The organism is Colwellia sp. BRX8-7, from assembly GCF_014077275.1.
GTDB lineage: Bacteria > Pseudomonadota > Gammaproteobacteria > Enterobacterales > Alteromonadaceae > Colwellia_A.
In genome coordinates this window covers 489,151-503,444 of the sequence record NZ_JACGVP010000001.1, presented here as the reverse complement: position 1 = coordinate 503,444, position 14,294 = coordinate 489,151, and the positions used below count along the sequence as shown (strand labels likewise).

The 14,294-nt window shown below is 36.8% G+C and carries 15 protein-coding genes; 7 read left to right on the top strand and 8 right to left on the bottom strand.

Features of this window, described 5'->3' with window-relative positions; genetic code table 11:
- Window positions 1-225: 225 nt before the first annotated feature.
- The gene (locus H4J57_RS02225; RefSeq protein WP_182241797.1) at window positions 226-786 is read left to right on the top strand and encodes a TrmH family RNA methyltransferase; all 561 of its coding nucleotides are present in this window, start codon (window positions 226-228) and stop codon (window positions 784-786) included.
- Window positions 787-829: 43 nt separating this feature from the next.
- On the opposite strand, the gene H4J57_RS02220 is transcribed toward H4J57_RS02225, so the two are convergent.
- Entirely contained in the window at window positions 830-1,918 is a 1,089-nt protein-coding gene (locus H4J57_RS02220) for an endonuclease/exonuclease/phosphatase family protein (protein WP_182221190.1), read from the bottom strand.
- A 178-nt stretch (window positions 1,919-2,096) separates the two neighbouring features.
- Window positions 2,097-2,288: a DUF3185 family protein gene (locus H4J57_RS02215; RefSeq protein WP_070374865.1), complete on the bottom strand. Its 192-nt coding sequence runs from the start codon at window positions 2,286-2,288 to the stop codon at window positions 2,097-2,099.
- 439 nt (window positions 2,289-2,727) lie between these two features.
- Here H4J57_RS02215 and H4J57_RS02210 point away from each other — a divergent pair, with 439 nt between their 5' ends.
- Genes H4J57_RS02210 through H4J57_RS02195 form a run of 4 tightly spaced genes read left to right on the top strand, consistent with a single transcriptional unit; the run spans window position 2,728 to window position 5,084 of the window.
- On the top strand, window positions 2,728-3,690 hold the full coding sequence (locus tag H4J57_RS02210; protein WP_182241796.1) for a CsgG/HfaB family protein: 963 nt from the start codon (window positions 2,728-2,730) through the stop codon (window positions 3,688-3,690).
- 11 nt (window positions 3,691-3,701) lie between these two features.
- Window positions 3,702-4,007, top strand: coding sequence for a hypothetical protein (locus tag H4J57_RS02205; protein ID WP_182176360.1), 306 nt, complete (start codon window positions 3,702-3,704; stop codon window positions 4,005-4,007).
- Window positions 4,008-4,023: 16 nt separating this feature from the next.
- On the top strand, window positions 4,024-4,380 hold the full coding sequence (locus H4J57_RS02200) for a DUF4810 domain-containing protein (protein ID WP_182176359.1): 357 nt from the start codon (window positions 4,024-4,026) through the stop codon (window positions 4,378-4,380).
- A gap of 5 nt (window positions 4,381-4,385) precedes the next feature.
- Window positions 4,386-5,084 (top strand): GNA1162 family protein, encoded by a 699-nt coding sequence (locus H4J57_RS02195; protein ID WP_182241795.1) that lies wholly within the window; start codon window positions 4,386-4,388, stop codon window positions 5,082-5,084.
- Window positions 5,085-5,209: 125 nt separating this feature from the next.
- Here the strand turns inward: H4J57_RS02195 and H4J57_RS02190 are convergent, their stop codons facing one another.
- The 6 genes from H4J57_RS02190 to H4J57_RS02165 all read right to left on the bottom strand — a co-directional run bounded on the left by H4J57_RS02190 (window position 5,210) and on the right by H4J57_RS02165 (window position 10,965).
- Window positions 5,210-6,358 (bottom strand): ABC transporter permease, encoded by a 1,149-nt coding sequence (locus tag H4J57_RS02190; RefSeq protein WP_182241794.1) that lies wholly within the window; start codon window positions 6,356-6,358, stop codon window positions 5,210-5,212.
- Complete coding sequence (locus H4J57_RS02185; RefSeq protein WP_182241793.1) at window positions 6,358-7,323, bottom strand: ABC transporter ATP-binding protein; 966 nt, start codon at window positions 7,321-7,323, stop codon at window positions 6,358-6,360. Before H4J57_RS02185 ends, H4J57_RS02190 begins: the two co-directional genes overlap by 1 nt.
- On the bottom strand, window positions 7,320-8,288 hold the full coding sequence (locus H4J57_RS02180) for an HlyD family secretion protein (RefSeq protein ID WP_182241792.1): 969 nt from the start codon (window positions 8,286-8,288) through the stop codon (window positions 7,320-7,322). The genes H4J57_RS02185 and H4J57_RS02180 overlap by 4 nt, the downstream gene beginning before the upstream one ends.
- A 265-nt stretch (window positions 8,289-8,553) precedes the next feature.
- The gene (locus H4J57_RS02175) at window positions 8,554-9,414 is read right to left on the bottom strand and encodes a sensor domain-containing diguanylate cyclase (RefSeq protein ID WP_182241791.1); all 861 of its coding nucleotides are present in this window, start codon (window positions 9,412-9,414) and stop codon (window positions 8,554-8,556) included.
- A 555-nt stretch (window positions 9,415-9,969) separates the two neighbouring features.
- A complete protein-coding gene (locus tag H4J57_RS02170) occupies window positions 9,970-10,365 on the bottom strand; it encodes a universal stress protein (RefSeq protein ID WP_182241790.1) in 396 nt (131 codons plus the stop codon).
- Window positions 10,366-10,608: 243 nt separating this feature from the next.
- Window positions 10,609-10,965, bottom strand: coding sequence for a hypothetical protein (locus H4J57_RS02165; protein WP_182241789.1), 357 nt, complete (start codon window positions 10,963-10,965; stop codon window positions 10,609-10,611).
- Window positions 10,966-11,934: 969 nt separating this feature from the next.
- Here H4J57_RS02165 and H4J57_RS02160 point away from each other — a divergent pair.
- Both H4J57_RS02160 and H4J57_RS02155 read left to right on the top strand, forming a co-directional pair.
- Window positions 11,935-13,260, top strand: a complete 1,326-nt coding sequence (locus H4J57_RS02160; RefSeq protein ID WP_182202512.1) for a site-specific integrase — start codon at window positions 11,935-11,937, stop codon at window positions 13,258-13,260.
- The gene (locus H4J57_RS02155) at window positions 13,260-14,252 is read left to right on the top strand and encodes a hypothetical protein (protein WP_182202514.1); all 993 of its coding nucleotides are present in this window, start codon (window positions 13,260-13,262) and stop codon (window positions 14,250-14,252) included. Before H4J57_RS02160 ends, H4J57_RS02155 begins: the two co-directional genes overlap by 1 nt.
- The last annotated feature ends 42 nt before the right edge of the window (window positions 14,253-14,294 follow it).

The following is a 14,294-nucleotide window of genomic DNA, read 5'->3' as shown; positions in this document are numbered from 1 at the left end:
TGGTAAAATGGGCTGAGATGGTTATAGTCTCACTGCAGAATATCTAGCCCTTGATCGCTCATAAATTTACAATCAAAGTTTGTTTAAATGGTTAACCGTGACGAACTAAAAATATCAAATATCCAATAGCAAATATCAGATAGCAAATATCAAATATCGACCTCAACTATTAGTCAGAATACTAGTAGAATGACAGTCGTTTAGTATCTAATAAGAGCCGTTATTATGCATTCAAAAATACAATTAAGTAAAGAAGACCTCAGACAAGATAAACCGACCCGCGATGAATATGTAAAGCAGGCAAAAATCCCTTTAGTATTGGTTTTAGATCATGTCACTAATAGCTACAACATTGGTGCATTTATTCGTTTAGCGGATGCTTTTGCTATTCAAAAAATTATTATTTGTGGCGAACTCACAATTTCAGATAAAAAATTGAAAAAGGCCTCTAGAAATGAAGCGAAATGGGTCGATATTGAATACAGTGATAGCACAACGGCAAGCTTACAATCATTAATAGACGACGGTTATACTGTTTTTGGGGTAGAACTCTGCCAGCAGTCGGTTGACTATAAAGAGATCACATATCCCACTGCTTGTGCATTAGTGTTAGGTAATGAACGCAAGGGAGTAAGTGAAGCGGCATTAAAACTAAGCCATCATCAAATACACATCTCTATGTTTGGTATGGGTAATTCTCTGAATGTATCAACGGCCGGTGCTATCGTCTTAGCTGAGTGCGCTGATCAAATCCGCAAAATATCAGCAAATATAGTTACGGATTAACCCGTTATAAAACGTTAGTCATTAACGCAGAACGTTTATTGGCTTAACTTGTTTCACCGGGCTTTGGTACATCACCTTTACTGACATTTTGTTGTTCAGATATTTCTTGTGCCCACTTATGCTCGGCCGTGTCTGCTTTTATACCAGCTTGATTATTACAACGCAGTGCAGTAAACGATAGTTGGGTTAACAGCGGAAAATGGTCTGAACCAATTGACGGTAAACGCTTAATTTTTTGCAGTGTAAAATGTTTGCTGTGAAACAAATGATCTAAAGGCCATCGAACCAATGGGTAGTCGACATGAAAAGTGCTAAATACTCCTCGTCCAACGCGAGGATCGAGTAAACCACTAATTTTACGAAACAGTCGTGTGGTAGCAGACCAAGCAACATCATTAAGATCGCCTGTCACAATAACGGGTTGCTCACTGTCAGCAACACTTCGAGCAACAATCATCAGCTCAGCATCACGCTCTGCAGATTCATCATTCTCTGTTGGGCTTGGCGGCGCAGGATGAAGAAAATGCACTCGCACTTTATCGCCGCTACGCAACTCTATTGTGGTGTGTATTGACGGAACATCTTTTTCAACCAAATAACAGATTTCTTGTTCGGCGATAGGTAATCGTGAGAATACATGCATGCCATAGAGGTTATCAAGTGGGCATTTAACGCTATAAGGCATGTCAGTTTCTAGGACGTTAAGCTGTTCTTCCCACCATAGGTCTGATTCTAGTGTGACTAGCACATCGGGCTGATGTTTTTTAATCAGTGCTATCAGTGCATCGGCATTACGATTGGGTGTCAGAACATTTGAAGTAATAATGCTAAGTTGTTTATCAGCATCACATTCAGTAGAGGTTTTAACCTCTTTGGGATAAATAAAAGTATAGGGTATTATCCAAGATAACTGCCATATCAAACACAGCGTTGTGCTAATAATCAGTGCCTGCGTACTTACTCTTTGCGGATCAAGAAAAATAAAATGGGCGAGTAACAAAATCGTTGCAAGTATAGTGAACTGTAAGCGAGGAAAATCCATACCTCTAACAATCCAATGGGGATGTCGAGACAAGGGCAAAAGGGTTGTTAGCACAGTAAACAGGGTGAAAAATATGAGTATGGTTAACATTGAGAGCCTAATCTTGTTCGCTTAATCTTAATGTCTTGCGACTGTCGATATTTTCGTGATTGATTTTTACTGATGCTTATAATAGTTGAAAATATAATGGGCTATTTATTGAAATAAATAGCGCTAAGCCTAGTTTACAAGTAAACACTTATAGGTGTTTACTTGTAAAAATCAACGGTTACTTTACTCTTGTGATACCGATAACAACAGCAATAACACCACCGATCATTCCTGCCCAAGCTTCAACAGGCGTATCACCGCTTAACGTACGAGTAAGTTGAGCGCTAGCTGAGTCATAAATGTTATAACCCCAAATCGCGACAGCAACACCAATAATGATAAGGGTAATACCAATAATTTTATTATTCATTTCTACTCCAAATATTTATAAGACGATAGTCTAATCGCGTTAATACTAACGAAAGCACATAACGCTATGTTAACAGTTTATCTACCACTTTCACCAATCAAAATATAAGTCGACAATTTAATCACGTTGTAAAACGCTAATAAACTTAACATCAGCTTAAGTTATAGGCCTACAAATGAAAATTTCTCATCGAAATTTCCACTTTAAATATGACTTATAATTAATTTTTACTACTTATATTGTAGTTTAGCCGAGCTGACTTACCTTATGAATGTAAGACATAACTTACATAATTAAGTGTATATAGACTACATTTAGCCTTTTTTATACCTGTATAATATTACCCTTAAAATTTTTAACTATTTGTAGTTAATACAATTTTATTAAGACGTTAACGATACATAGAAGTATCGATATTATAAAAAAGGAACGTACCACCATGAAAAAATTGTTAATTGTTTCATCTTTGCTACTTGCATCAGGTTGTGCAACTGTAAAAGATTCAACCGTCACGGAGACGAAACAAAAAAAGGCGGCTGTTAGCCAAACATTGCAAGCGGATGTCGTTAGTAAAAAATACCTTAAGCGCAAAGTCGCGATAGGTCGTTTTACTAATGAAACTAAATACGGACAAAGCTTCTTTATTGATAAAAATAATGATCGTATTGGTAAGCAAGCTATGGATATATTATCGGCTAAGTTGTTTGAAACCGATCGATTTATAATGCTTGAACGTGCAGATCTAGTGCAAGTTGAAAAGGAACTTTCTATTGGCGGTGAGACGAGTCTCAAAAATGCGGCTGACTTTTTAATTGTTGGCTCTATTTCAGAGTTTGGCCGTAAAAACACCAGTGAAGTAGGAATTTTTTCAAGAGTTAAAAAACAAGAAGCTAATGCAACGGTAAACATTCGATTAATAGATGTATCAACAGGCCAGATAATCTATTCTGAGTCTGGTAAAGGGATCGCATTCTCTGAAGCGGGCAGTGTCATGGGCGTTGGTGATAAAGCAGGCTATGACAGTTCGCTTAATGATAAAGTGCTTAATGCGGCTATTACCGACTTAGCCTCAAATGTTATTGAAAACATGCTTGATAAACCTTGGAAATCTTACATTCTCTCTTCAGATGAAGGTAACCTCATTATCTCTGGCGGTAAATCACAAAATATTTCTGAAAATTCTAAATTTACTGTTTATAAATCAGGTAACAAAGTTAAAAACCCACAAACAGGAATGTTTATTACCTTACCCGGAAAACCTATAGGTAACATTGTTGTGCTGACTTCTATGGGTGACACCCCAGAAAGTGAGATATCAATTGCTTCAATTTCAACAGGGAATTTTAGTCAATACATTGCATCAGGTGACTTCTCTTCGTTATACATTCAAGAAAGTAAATAAAGGATTATAAAATGAAATTATTAAAAATATCATTGTGTGTGTTTATTGCCATGTACTTAAGTGCTTGTGGTTATAACGAGGGAGTTCGAACTGCTGAGCCCGTATCATATGTTTACTTCACTGGAAATGCCGAAGGGGCAGAAGTGACAGTAGGTAAAGGAGAGGCTTTCGTTGTTGATAAATTAGGTGCACGTAACATTTATAAGGTTGCTACGGGTAAACAGCAAGTAACCATCACCAAGAATGGTGTAACAGTAGTTAACAGGATTGTACTGTTAGGTGACGGCCAGTCAAAAGAATTTAATGTACCTAAATAACAGCTAAGGACTCACAATGAAAACTAAAATTTTAATGATGGCTTGTGCGGTACTGCTAGCAACTGGTTGTGCAAGTGGCCCTAAGCCGATGTATGACTATGGTGAATATTCAGAGTCATTTTATGCAATGAAAAGGGATGCGGGTGAAATTTCTGAAGGCGAATGGAAGTTTGCGTTAGAAGATGTTATTCAACGTTCTGGTAACCAAGGCTTACGTGTTCCGCCTGGCGTATACGCCAATTTAGGTTATTTGCACTTAAAGTTAAATGATACCACAAAGGCAATTTCCTATTTTGAGTTGGAAAAAAGTGTTTATCCAGAATCAGTTATCTTTATGAATAATTTGATCAGTAAAGTTAAGGTACAGGGATAGTGATTATGTTTAATAAGACTAGAACGTTGTTGGTTGCTCTCGTTGTTGTTTTTGTTTCAGGCTGTGTCAGTAAAAACCTCGTCACTAAATTAGACGAATTCCCAGAGATGTATAATGAAAAACCACGTTCATTATTAATAATGCCACCGATCAATTTAAGTACGGCAGCAGATGCGAAAGATTATTATGCGACTACGGTCGAAATGCCTATCGCGTTTCAGGGGTATTATACTTTTCCATACGAGCTAACATCAGAAATATTGAAACAAGAAGGTATTTATGATGCTGAACTTGTTTACGACATGCCACTTAATAAATTTCATGAGTACTTCGGTGCGGATGCGGTGTTATTTACCAAAATACTTAAGTGGGACACTAGCTATTTGGTTATTGCTTCAAGCTTAACCGTATCAATTGAAGCAGAAATAAAATCAACAAAAACATCTTCGACGTTATGGAAATATACCGGCACGGTTGTTGTTGATCTTAGTGGTGGAAATAATGGTGGTGGTTTAGCAGGGTTGATTGTTGGCGCAATAGCGACAGCGGTAAACACAGCAGCAGCTGATTACACCCGTTATGCAAGACAGGCTAATAGCCAGTTTGTTGGTACAGTTCCGGTGGGGCCTTACCATCCGCTCTACCTTAAAGACCAGAAATTTCAAATTCTGCAGCAAGCCTCAGAAAATAATAGTGCTAATTAACTTACTATAAATAATGCAGGATATTGTGTGATAATAAAATATAAAAGTGGCTTAGTTTCGCGCCACTTTTATATTCTTTCATTGACTCAAATATCTCAGCTTGTGCAATGAAACCATCAGGTAAGCTAGTCGAGTGTTTTCTTAAAACGCAGTGCTGAAACAAGTAAACCAAAACAGGTAAAAGCAATTAACCATAGCATATCAAAACTCATCTCAATAACGGCAACATCACGTAATACTACACCTCTTATTAAGCGAATAAAGTGTGTCGCTGGCAGTGCTTCAGCAATATATTGTGCGGGCAGTGGCATACCTTCATAAGGGAACATAAAACCAGATAATAATATAGATGGCAGTAAAATAAATATTGTCATTTGCATTGATTGTAATTGGTTCTTAGCAATTGTCGATATAACTAAACCCAGTACTAAGCTGGCGCAAATAAACAGTAAAGTCGCAAGTGCTAGTTGGGCAAAACCGCCATTAAAGGGGACGTCAAATAGCCAATAACCTAAACCAAGAATAATACAGACTTGAATCGCACCAATAAAAATATAGGGAAATATTTTACCAATCATCAGCTCAAGTGAGCTAAGTGGTGTCGTAATTAACATTTCCATATTACCGCGCTCTTGCTCGCGAACAATGGCGGCCGAGGTAAACATTATCATTGTCATTGTTAATATCACGGCAACAAGTCCAGGCACTATATTAACCACACTTCGTTGCTCTGGATTATAAAGTAAGGTCACTTCAAACGTTGCGGTATTTCGGTTGGCGGGCTTATCTAATAACTCTGTAAGTGGCATATTACGTAAACTTTTAATACTACCTGCTATAACAGTATCAGAGCCATCAACTAACCACTGTGCTATTGGCCTGCTCGTTTCTTGTTTACTCGAGGGTGGCAAACCAAAACCTACACTTGGGTGTCGAACTAAACGGTGGCTAACATCTTGTGGGATAATTAATACTGCACGCACTTCACTGCTATCGATGGCGGCTTGTGCTTCCTTTACCGAGTAATAACTGTGAGTAAATTTAACAATGCCTGTTGCTGCAACGGTTTGCTGTAATACTCTACTCAAAGATGTCTGACTATGATCTACAACACCAACTGGGATATCTCGCACATTGGTGTTGATGGCAAAAGCGAATAGCAGTAATTGTACTAGGGGGATCATTATGACCATGCCAAAGGTCATTCTATCGCGTCTAAGTTGCAGTAGTTCTTTTATAACAATGGCTTGAATTCTTAATAGTGATATTTTCATTACTGTGTCACCCCTTGGCCGGTGCAACTAACAAAGACATCTTCAAGACTGGGTCTAACAATAACAAGTTTAGCTGTATCATTTAAGCAAGGCTGGCGCTGCAATAATGCGATAGGGTTACTTTCTTCTTTATTTACTAATACACGCAAGTGGGTACCGAGCTGGGCGGCAGAAATCACTTGTGGCAATTTGATCAAGTTCTCTTTTATTTGACGTATATTGCTTGCGCCTACCTCAACCACTTGAGCAGCCATATTATTCATTAAGTTTTGTGGGCTATCATCCGCTCTTTTTATACCATTTTCTAAGATGGCCAGCTTATGACAACGCTCCGCTTCATCCATGTAATGCGTTGAGACTAATATTGTGGTTCCTTGATCGCAAAGATCAAATAATTGTTCCCAAAACTCTCGTCGGTTTTGCGGATCAACCGCCGAAGTGGGCTCATCTAAAAAGAGTAACTTAGGTTTATGTATCACTGCGGCGGCAAGCGCTAGCCTTTGTTTTTGACCACCACTCATACTGCCAGCAAGTTGCTGACTTTGCTGTGTTAATTGATGAATACTTAATAATTCACTCAGTCGTGATTTTTGTTGATTAGCCGTTAGACCATAAATTCGACTGATAAATTGCAAGTTCTCTTTAACGGTAAGATCCTCATAGAGAGAGAACTTTTGCGTCATATAGCCAATTTTCATTCGCAGTTTATTGGCCTCTTGCGGTAAATGACAACCCAAAACGTTAACCTGACCACTCGTTGGAATTAATAAACCGGTCAGCAATCGAATTGCCGTGGTTTTACCTGAGCCATTGGGGCCTAAAAATCCGTAAATAGTTTGCTTCTCTACAGATAAATCTAGCGCAGATACTACCGTTAATTCGCCAAATTTTCGAGTGAGCTTTTCTGCGTTTATCGCAAAAGAGCTATTAAGATTTTTTTCTTGGCTATCGTTTAAGTGCTTCATGGCATTATAACTTGCGCTGGCACACCCATTGGCAGCTCTGCAGCACTATCAGGTAATTGTATTTCAGCCAAATACATAAGATTTGCACGCTCTTCTAGGTTTAATGCAAAGTAAGGGGTAAAAGCAGGTTCAGAAGATATCCAGCGCACAGTACCAATAATCGTATCTGTTAAACCATCAACTTGTACGGTTAATTTATCAGCGACTTTAATTTTTACTCGGTAGGGCTCTGGCACATAGACACGTGCAAAAGGAGCACGTCCCGCTAATACAATTGCTACGGGGCTTCCGAGTGTGACACGTTCACCGAGGTTCCATGGAAGATTGTCTAATAGACCATCACGTTTTGCGGTAATGGTTAAATCATTGAGTTTTTTATTTTCACTGTCGAGTACCGCAACCGCGGTTGCTAAAATAGCTTCAGCTATTTGTAAGTCTTCGATACGAGCACCATTAATTAGTTGTAATAGTTTTTCTTGAGCGCTGTGTAATTTAGCTCTATTTTCATCGCGTAATGCAAGGGAACTTTCGAGCGTTACCTGACTAGATAATGCTTGTTTTATCAGTATTTGAGTGCGTTTATAGTCTGCCTCACTTTTGATCAGTGCGGCTTTCGCGCCCTCGACTTCTGCAGATGCCGCGGCAACTTCTTCTTTACGCGCCCCATTATGTACTTTTTCTAAATTAGCTTTTGCTTGTTGCATCTGAGCTTGGGCTTTAGCAACGAACGCTTTTTGAAGGGTGTCGTCTAGCCTAACCAATATTGTACCTTCAGTAACTTGACTACCTGCACTAACAGGTAATGCCGTGATAACTTCACTCACTGTTGCTGTGTGCGCTATGCGTTCTCTTTCTAACGTACCTAAGGCAATACCTGGTTTTTTGTTATCACAACCGCTAAGTGTTGCTAAGGTTATAAATAATGTGAATAGACAAGAACAAGTAGCGAAAGCTTTAGTAGACATAATAATTTATCTCATTGAAATATAAACTAGTTTTTAGTCTATTCTCAATCAGTTAAAAGTCAATTTATTCTCTAGTATAAGCTAGCTGTTAACTAGGCTGGGGCTGAATATCAAGGTTAACTAGTAGGTCAATAAGAGGGGAGGTAATAGCAGTATTCGTTAAAATAACCTTTAGCAATCAAATTAATGGCTAATAGCGTGCTTATTTAAGATCAAAAAATCAAAGATAGCATCGAAAATATCTAAACTCATTTATCAGCTGAGGTCATTTTTTATGTTTGTTATTATACATAGCTTTATCTGCTGTTGCGATTAAGCTATCGGTGGTAATACCATCGTCAGGATAAATTGAAACACCAATACTACAACTCACGGTTAACTTTTCATCGTTAATCTTAAAGGGTCTGCTAATCGTATCCATAATAGTCTTAATCACAGAATCTACATTAGATTTATCAATCATATTCTCAAGTAAAATAACAAATTCGTCACCTCCAATTCTTGCAACGGTATCTGAATTACGAATTGACTGCTTAAGACGTAAAGATACTTCTACTAGCACTTGATCACCAAACGCATGACCCTTGGTATCATTAATTATTTTAAATTTATCTAAATCAATAAAAAGCAACGCAAAAGTTCTCATATCACGTTCAGACTGATCAATTAGGTGATCAATTCGGTCAAACACTAGGTATCGATTTGGAATTTCTGTCAGTTGATCATAATGAGCTAGGTGCTCAAGACGTTTAGTCTCTTTTACCCGGTCTGATATATCTCGATTTACACCTAATGCGCCGACGAGCTGATGATTAGCATCAAAAAGTGGCACACACATAGATTCAATCCAGCCAATATGACCATCTTTATGGAGCATTCTAACTTCACCAGTCCATTTTCCGTACTTCTCTACAGAGCTGATAACTTCTGAAGTAATATGTTCGGTGTCTTCGGGGAGATGTAAAATATCAACAGGCTGACCAATGATCTCTTTTTTGGAATAGCCGTATAAATTTTCAGAGCCTTTATTCCAGTCAGTAATAATGCCTTGTAGGTCAGTGATCACCAATGAATCAAAGAGGTAATCGAATGCTTTATTAATTTGTTTAAATTTATCTAAATCCATAATTCTTATAACTGCCGTTTTTATATACGATTCCCTAAAAATAATAATATATTACGAATGAGCTTTAGTCATGTTAGTTTGATAAAATTTATTCATTTTTCTTAGCTTAAATATCCAACAGCTACATTGAATGAGAAGGTGATCACTTCCTAATATACATTATGACTAAAACGCCTAAGTGACTATAATCCTAGAACATTATAAGAGATATGATGATTTTGACCGGTTTTTAGAATGGGTGAAATATCTCATTAAATGTCGAAAAATTAATATGTAAATAATACTTTAAGGCCAGTTATTGACGATTCATGTTCGGTTTAAAGGAATTAAACTTACTGTTAAATAACTCATGTATATGAGCTTTTAATATCCAGGGTATTAGCGTTGTTATTAGAAGAAGATAGTGAGCCACTAAAAGTAATTTCACTTAATATGACTATTGTAGGTAACCTAAGAGTGCAATCTTCATTGCTCTAATAATAACTAATGCCACGTTGGCGGCATTAGTTATTTATTTGAAAGAGCACATTTAGATTTTTTATCAAAAAAAGCACTTTAAATTTTAATAAGTGAAACATCACATTTAGCATAATTGGCAACACCATTTGCTGTTGACCCAATCAAAGCATGAATACCTTTTTTAGAGTGGGTACCAAGTATAATTAAGTCTGCCTTTTTTCTTTCTGCAAGTATGCAAATTTGCTCGTAGGGTTTCCCAAATGTGACCGAGACATCTTTCTTTGATATACCTAATGATGCGGCATTTAATTCAATTGAAGGTAATGCACTTTCTTTTAATTCTTTTTGATAGTCTTTAGGAAGCAATGTATATGGGATGATATGAGTAACAAACAATTTAGCTTGGTATAGTTGAGATAACTCATGGGCTTTTGAAAGTACTTCCTGTCCTTCATCACTAGCTTCTATTGCGCAAATAATAGTTTTATACATATTACAGCTTATTCTCTTGAGCATATCGATTATGTTTTGTTAAAAAAAATATAATAAAATATGACTAAGTTTAGTTTACGTATCAGTGTTTCTTAACCTGATAACTAAACCCTCTATTTAAATCAATATTCAGTCGTTCTGAAACAGATATATTCGCTTAGCCTGATGTTGAAATAATCTCATAACCTGGTCTATTCAAAGTTATAACAAAGGTCACTGGTATGACTAGCGACCTTTTTAGGCTTAGTGCTTTAGAGGATAGGCGATAACCCAGTCAGTTGGTTCATTACCTTGTTTATCAAATTTATATTTAACAGAGTCAAATCCACAGCCTTTTACGAGCCCGTTAAAGTCAAAAGGTTGCTTTACGCCTGCTTTGGATTCCATGAATGCCGCATCGCTTGGTATCATAACTTTTGCATGTTCGGCTGAGATCACAAATGCAGCTTCGGCTAATATCAGATCGTTATTATGGCGCTTGATAATCTGAGCATTTCCTAAGCTATTTCCATCTAAATCTTTGAACTCGAACTCTTCTGGATGATTAATCTCGATAACATCACCGCCATCAAGTTGATATGCAATTAACATGTTTACCATTGTTTATTTATCCCTATTCTATTTGTTTTTATTTCTTAGAGGGCTTTGAAAGATCATAGCCTAGTAAGCAAGTCCGATCTTATACTACATTAAAAATAACAAGTTATTATTGATATGAACGTACTTAAAACAAAGTTATTGCTAATAATTTACTATTAACCATGATAATCAATAAGCCGGCGTGAGAATAAAAACCTCTCTAGCTTAACTGAAGCAGCAGAAGACTTTTTTAGAGTAACAAAATAGGGAGTGCTAAAGAGTAAATAATCTACTTAGTTGTGTAGATACAAAATTTGTAAAGCTAAACGCATTTTTATACACAACTAAACCGCTTAGTCATTCGCTTCATTAACACTTTGTGAGTAACGTTAATAGGTTTATTAGAAACCTAAAGCTAGAGGTCGTAAACCACGTCAGAGTATTCCATTACCGAATTTTATAAGAACAGAATAGGGTTGGGATTAGGCGTATAGTAATAACTATCATCATCCTACATGTCAAAATTTAGCACTCACCTTATATTCACACAGTGGATTTTTACACCAATACCACTAGGGTAACCCTAGCGTTTCGGGATATCTTAAAGGGACGGGGTATTCGTACAAATTTCCGACACGGCAAGAGCGAGTGTTATCGTACATAACTTTATTGGAGTTACTACTACAGTGATAACTAAAGTTAATTTCAGATTAAAATATTCTTTAGTAAATTCTTACGAGGATAGTAATATTTGAAATGGTGGCCCCTCCCTGACTTGAACAGGGGACCTGTCGATTATGAGTCAAGCGAAGTATAGTTTTCATCAAATAACATCAAGCAACAAACCCTATATAAACCCTTGATTTAAATGGGTAACAATTCCTTGTGGGCTTTCCTCCTGTTTTATATCCTTTCATTAAGTTACACTCTAACTAGACCCACAACTAGACCCCGTTTCAAATAAGGTCTAGTTAGCAACAAGGATGAAAGATGGCAAAATTAACCCCAAACAAGATCACAGGACTACTTAAAAAGAATTCTGCATACTATGTGTCAGATGATGACGGAACCAAAGGAATGGGGCGCTTATGCGTTAAAATTTATCCTAGTGGCAGTAAACGCTTTGTATTCAGGTATTTTGTTGGAACTAAAGCCAATTTCATTTTAATCGGCAATGTACCGAACGATGGCGGAAAGACTAGCGATAAAGCACTTGGTATGAGCTTGGCAGATGCTAGGGAAAAGGCTAAAGAATACGGAGCTATGTTACAGCGTGGGGTTGATCCAAGACTTGAACAGGGGATCATAAATCAAGAAAAAGAAAACCAAGTAAAGCTTGAAGCACAAAAGGGAAGTATTGAACAATTATTTACAAGCTATACTGCACAAATGGAAAAAGACGGTAAGCGTACATTTAAAACCGTACTATCTGCATTAGAAAAAGAAACCTATCCATTTATACCGCCAGCAACCAAAGCCAAAGACGTAACCAAAGACGATTTAATTAGTGTATTGGCCCACATGATAAAGCGTGGGGCGAATACTCAAAGTAATCGAGTAAGAAGTTATTTGATGGCGGCATTTAATTATGGCCTGTCACATGATAACGACCCTGCAAATTATATCGGCACTGCTAAATTTGGTTTGTTGTATAACCCAGTATCGGCAATTCCTAAGCAAAAATCAGCAGAAAAGGTTGGTGAGCATTTTCTTAGCAATGGAGAGGTTAAGTTGTTGCTCTTGGATTTAGATAGTGAATTTATCCGCTTTCAAATGGGCCAGCATATCCGAAACTTAATGAGCTTATGTTTTTATACAGGTGGTCAACGACCTTATGAGCTTGCTAGCTCAAAGTGGGACGCTATAAATTGGGAGGCTAAAACCTTACTAATCACCGCTGATTTATCAAAAAACAAAAGACCTCATTTAATCCCCCTAACAGATTCAGCTATAAATATTTTAACCAAGCAAAAGGTTGGGAGCTGTAATGGTTTTATATTTCCGCACAGGCTCTCTGAGGAGCGTCATATTAACTTAGACTCATTATCTAAGGCTGTTAGTCGATATTGTGAAAACAGCGAGATACGCTCGTTTATACCTCGTGATATTAGACGAACCTGTAAAACATTAATGGGGGAGTTAGGAATTAGTAAGTCTATTAGGGATAGACTGCAAAATCACGCCTTACAAGATGTTAGTTCAAAACATTATGACCGTTATGAATATATGCCTGAAAAGCTAAGGGCATTAGAAATATGGGAGCGTGAATTGAACAATGTTGCTGTTAACAATGTAATAGCTTTAGGTGGTCAATAATGAACGATAACTACATAACTTTATTCGTAAAGATGTCGGATGAAGATGCTCTTTTAGAGCAGAAGCTTGAGCAACAAAAACTGGATGTTAGTAATAAAATTCATATAGCAATTAAGCATCAAGAACCACTTAAGGAATTACAAGACTTAGAAATGAAATTGCATTGCTCAATACGTGATTTAAAAGGTGGTGTATATGCTAATAAAGGGCAAAGAATGCCAATAAACTCGACTGAGCTGGCGCAGAGTTTATTGGAAAAAGCTAAAAGAGTGGCGAAGTTAGAAATAAATTTTATTAATGATCAATTAGATGAATTAAGAAAAAAAATGAGATTAATAAAAGATCGCATTGAAAGCATAGTGTCTTTTTCTATAGAGCATGAATTAAACAAAAAATTTGATGATTTCGAGTTTATCATTAAATGTTGGGAATTTGAAAAGTCAGATATTTTTGACAAACCTGAACGTTGCGAACGTGCATTTGCTATTAACAGTATACCTATGATTGCCAACAATCTAATAGGTTACTACATTAAAAAGTTAAGGTTAATTCAATTTAGAATTGGTGAGCTTAATTTATATAAAGATAATGGAACTCAAGTTGATGCACTGATTTCAGATTGTGGAATAGTAATGAGTTGTGATGATGACAATCTTGTATTTAATGAGATATTTTTAATGGGGCAAAGAGCTGGAAATTTAAATAATATAGAATCAAATATTAACGCTTTAATCGCAACAGGTCGCTCACAACGAGAAGCATCTTCAAAGTCAGATTGGGCCAATGAATTAGCTCAACAAGTATATTTAAATTTTTGGATATACGGTAAAGCACCCACGACAAATGAAGTCGAAAGAAAATTTCCAAGCTTAATAAATGATAGAAAAACAAAAACTGTCGGTGATCAATTAACTAAACAGAGAAAATATTACTCTAATATCGATAACAGAGTCCCCATTGTAAAATCCAAAGGAAGAAATAAAAAAATTTAATACACCATAAGCCCTTTTGGTGTTTTGCCCTCAGTGTCTATT

What these genes read in the sequence shown, in the direction of transcription:
- H4J57_RS02225 (WP_182241797.1), top strand. Translation starts at nt 226, where the DNA reads ATGCATTCAAAAATACAATTAAGTAAAGAAGACCTCAGACAAGATAAA.
- H4J57_RS02220 (WP_182221190.1), bottom strand. Translation starts at nt 1,918, where the DNA reads ATGTTAACCATACTCATATTTTTCACCCTGTTTACTGTGCTAACAACC.
- H4J57_RS02215 (WP_070374865.1), bottom strand. Translation starts at nt 2,288, where the DNA reads ATGAATAATAAAATTATTGGTATTACCCTTATCATTATTGGTGTTGCT.
- H4J57_RS02210 (WP_182241796.1), top strand. Translation starts at nt 2,728, where the DNA reads ATGAAAAAATTGTTAATTGTTTCATCTTTGCTACTTGCATCAGGTTGT.
- H4J57_RS02205 (WP_182176360.1), top strand. Translation starts at nt 3,702, where the DNA reads ATGAAATTATTAAAAATATCATTGTGTGTGTTTATTGCCATGTACTTA.
- H4J57_RS02200 (WP_182176359.1), top strand. Translation starts at nt 4,024, where the DNA reads ATGAAAACTAAAATTTTAATGATGGCTTGTGCGGTACTGCTAGCAACT.
- H4J57_RS02195 (WP_182241795.1), top strand. Translation starts at nt 4,386, where the DNA reads ATGTTTAATAAGACTAGAACGTTGTTGGTTGCTCTCGTTGTTGTTTTT.
- H4J57_RS02190 (WP_182241794.1), bottom strand. Translation starts at nt 6,358, where the DNA reads ATGAAAATATCACTATTAAGAATTCAAGCCATTGTTATAAAAGAACTA.
- H4J57_RS02185 (WP_182241793.1), bottom strand. Translation starts at nt 7,323, where the DNA reads ATGAAGCACTTAAACGATAGCCAAGAAAAAAATCTTAATAGCTCTTTT.
- H4J57_RS02180 (WP_182241792.1), bottom strand. Translation starts at nt 8,288, where the DNA reads ATGTCTACTAAAGCTTTCGCTACTTGTTCTTGTCTATTCACATTATTT.
- H4J57_RS02175 (WP_182241791.1), bottom strand. Translation starts at nt 9,414, where the DNA reads ATGGATTTAGATAAATTTAAACAAATTAATAAAGCATTCGATTACCTC.
- H4J57_RS02170 (WP_182241790.1), bottom strand. Translation starts at nt 10,365, where the DNA reads ATGTATAAAACTATTATTTGCGCAATAGAAGCTAGTGATGAAGGACAG.
- H4J57_RS02165 (WP_182241789.1), bottom strand. Translation starts at nt 10,965, where the DNA reads ATGGTAAACATGTTAATTGCATATCAACTTGATGGCGGTGATGTTATC.
- H4J57_RS02160 (WP_182202512.1), top strand. Translation starts at nt 11,935, where the DNA reads ATGGCAAAATTAACCCCAAACAAGATCACAGGACTACTTAAAAAGAAT.
- H4J57_RS02155 (WP_182202514.1), top strand. Translation starts at nt 13,260, where the DNA reads ATGAACGATAACTACATAACTTTATTCGTAAAGATGTCGGATGAAGAT.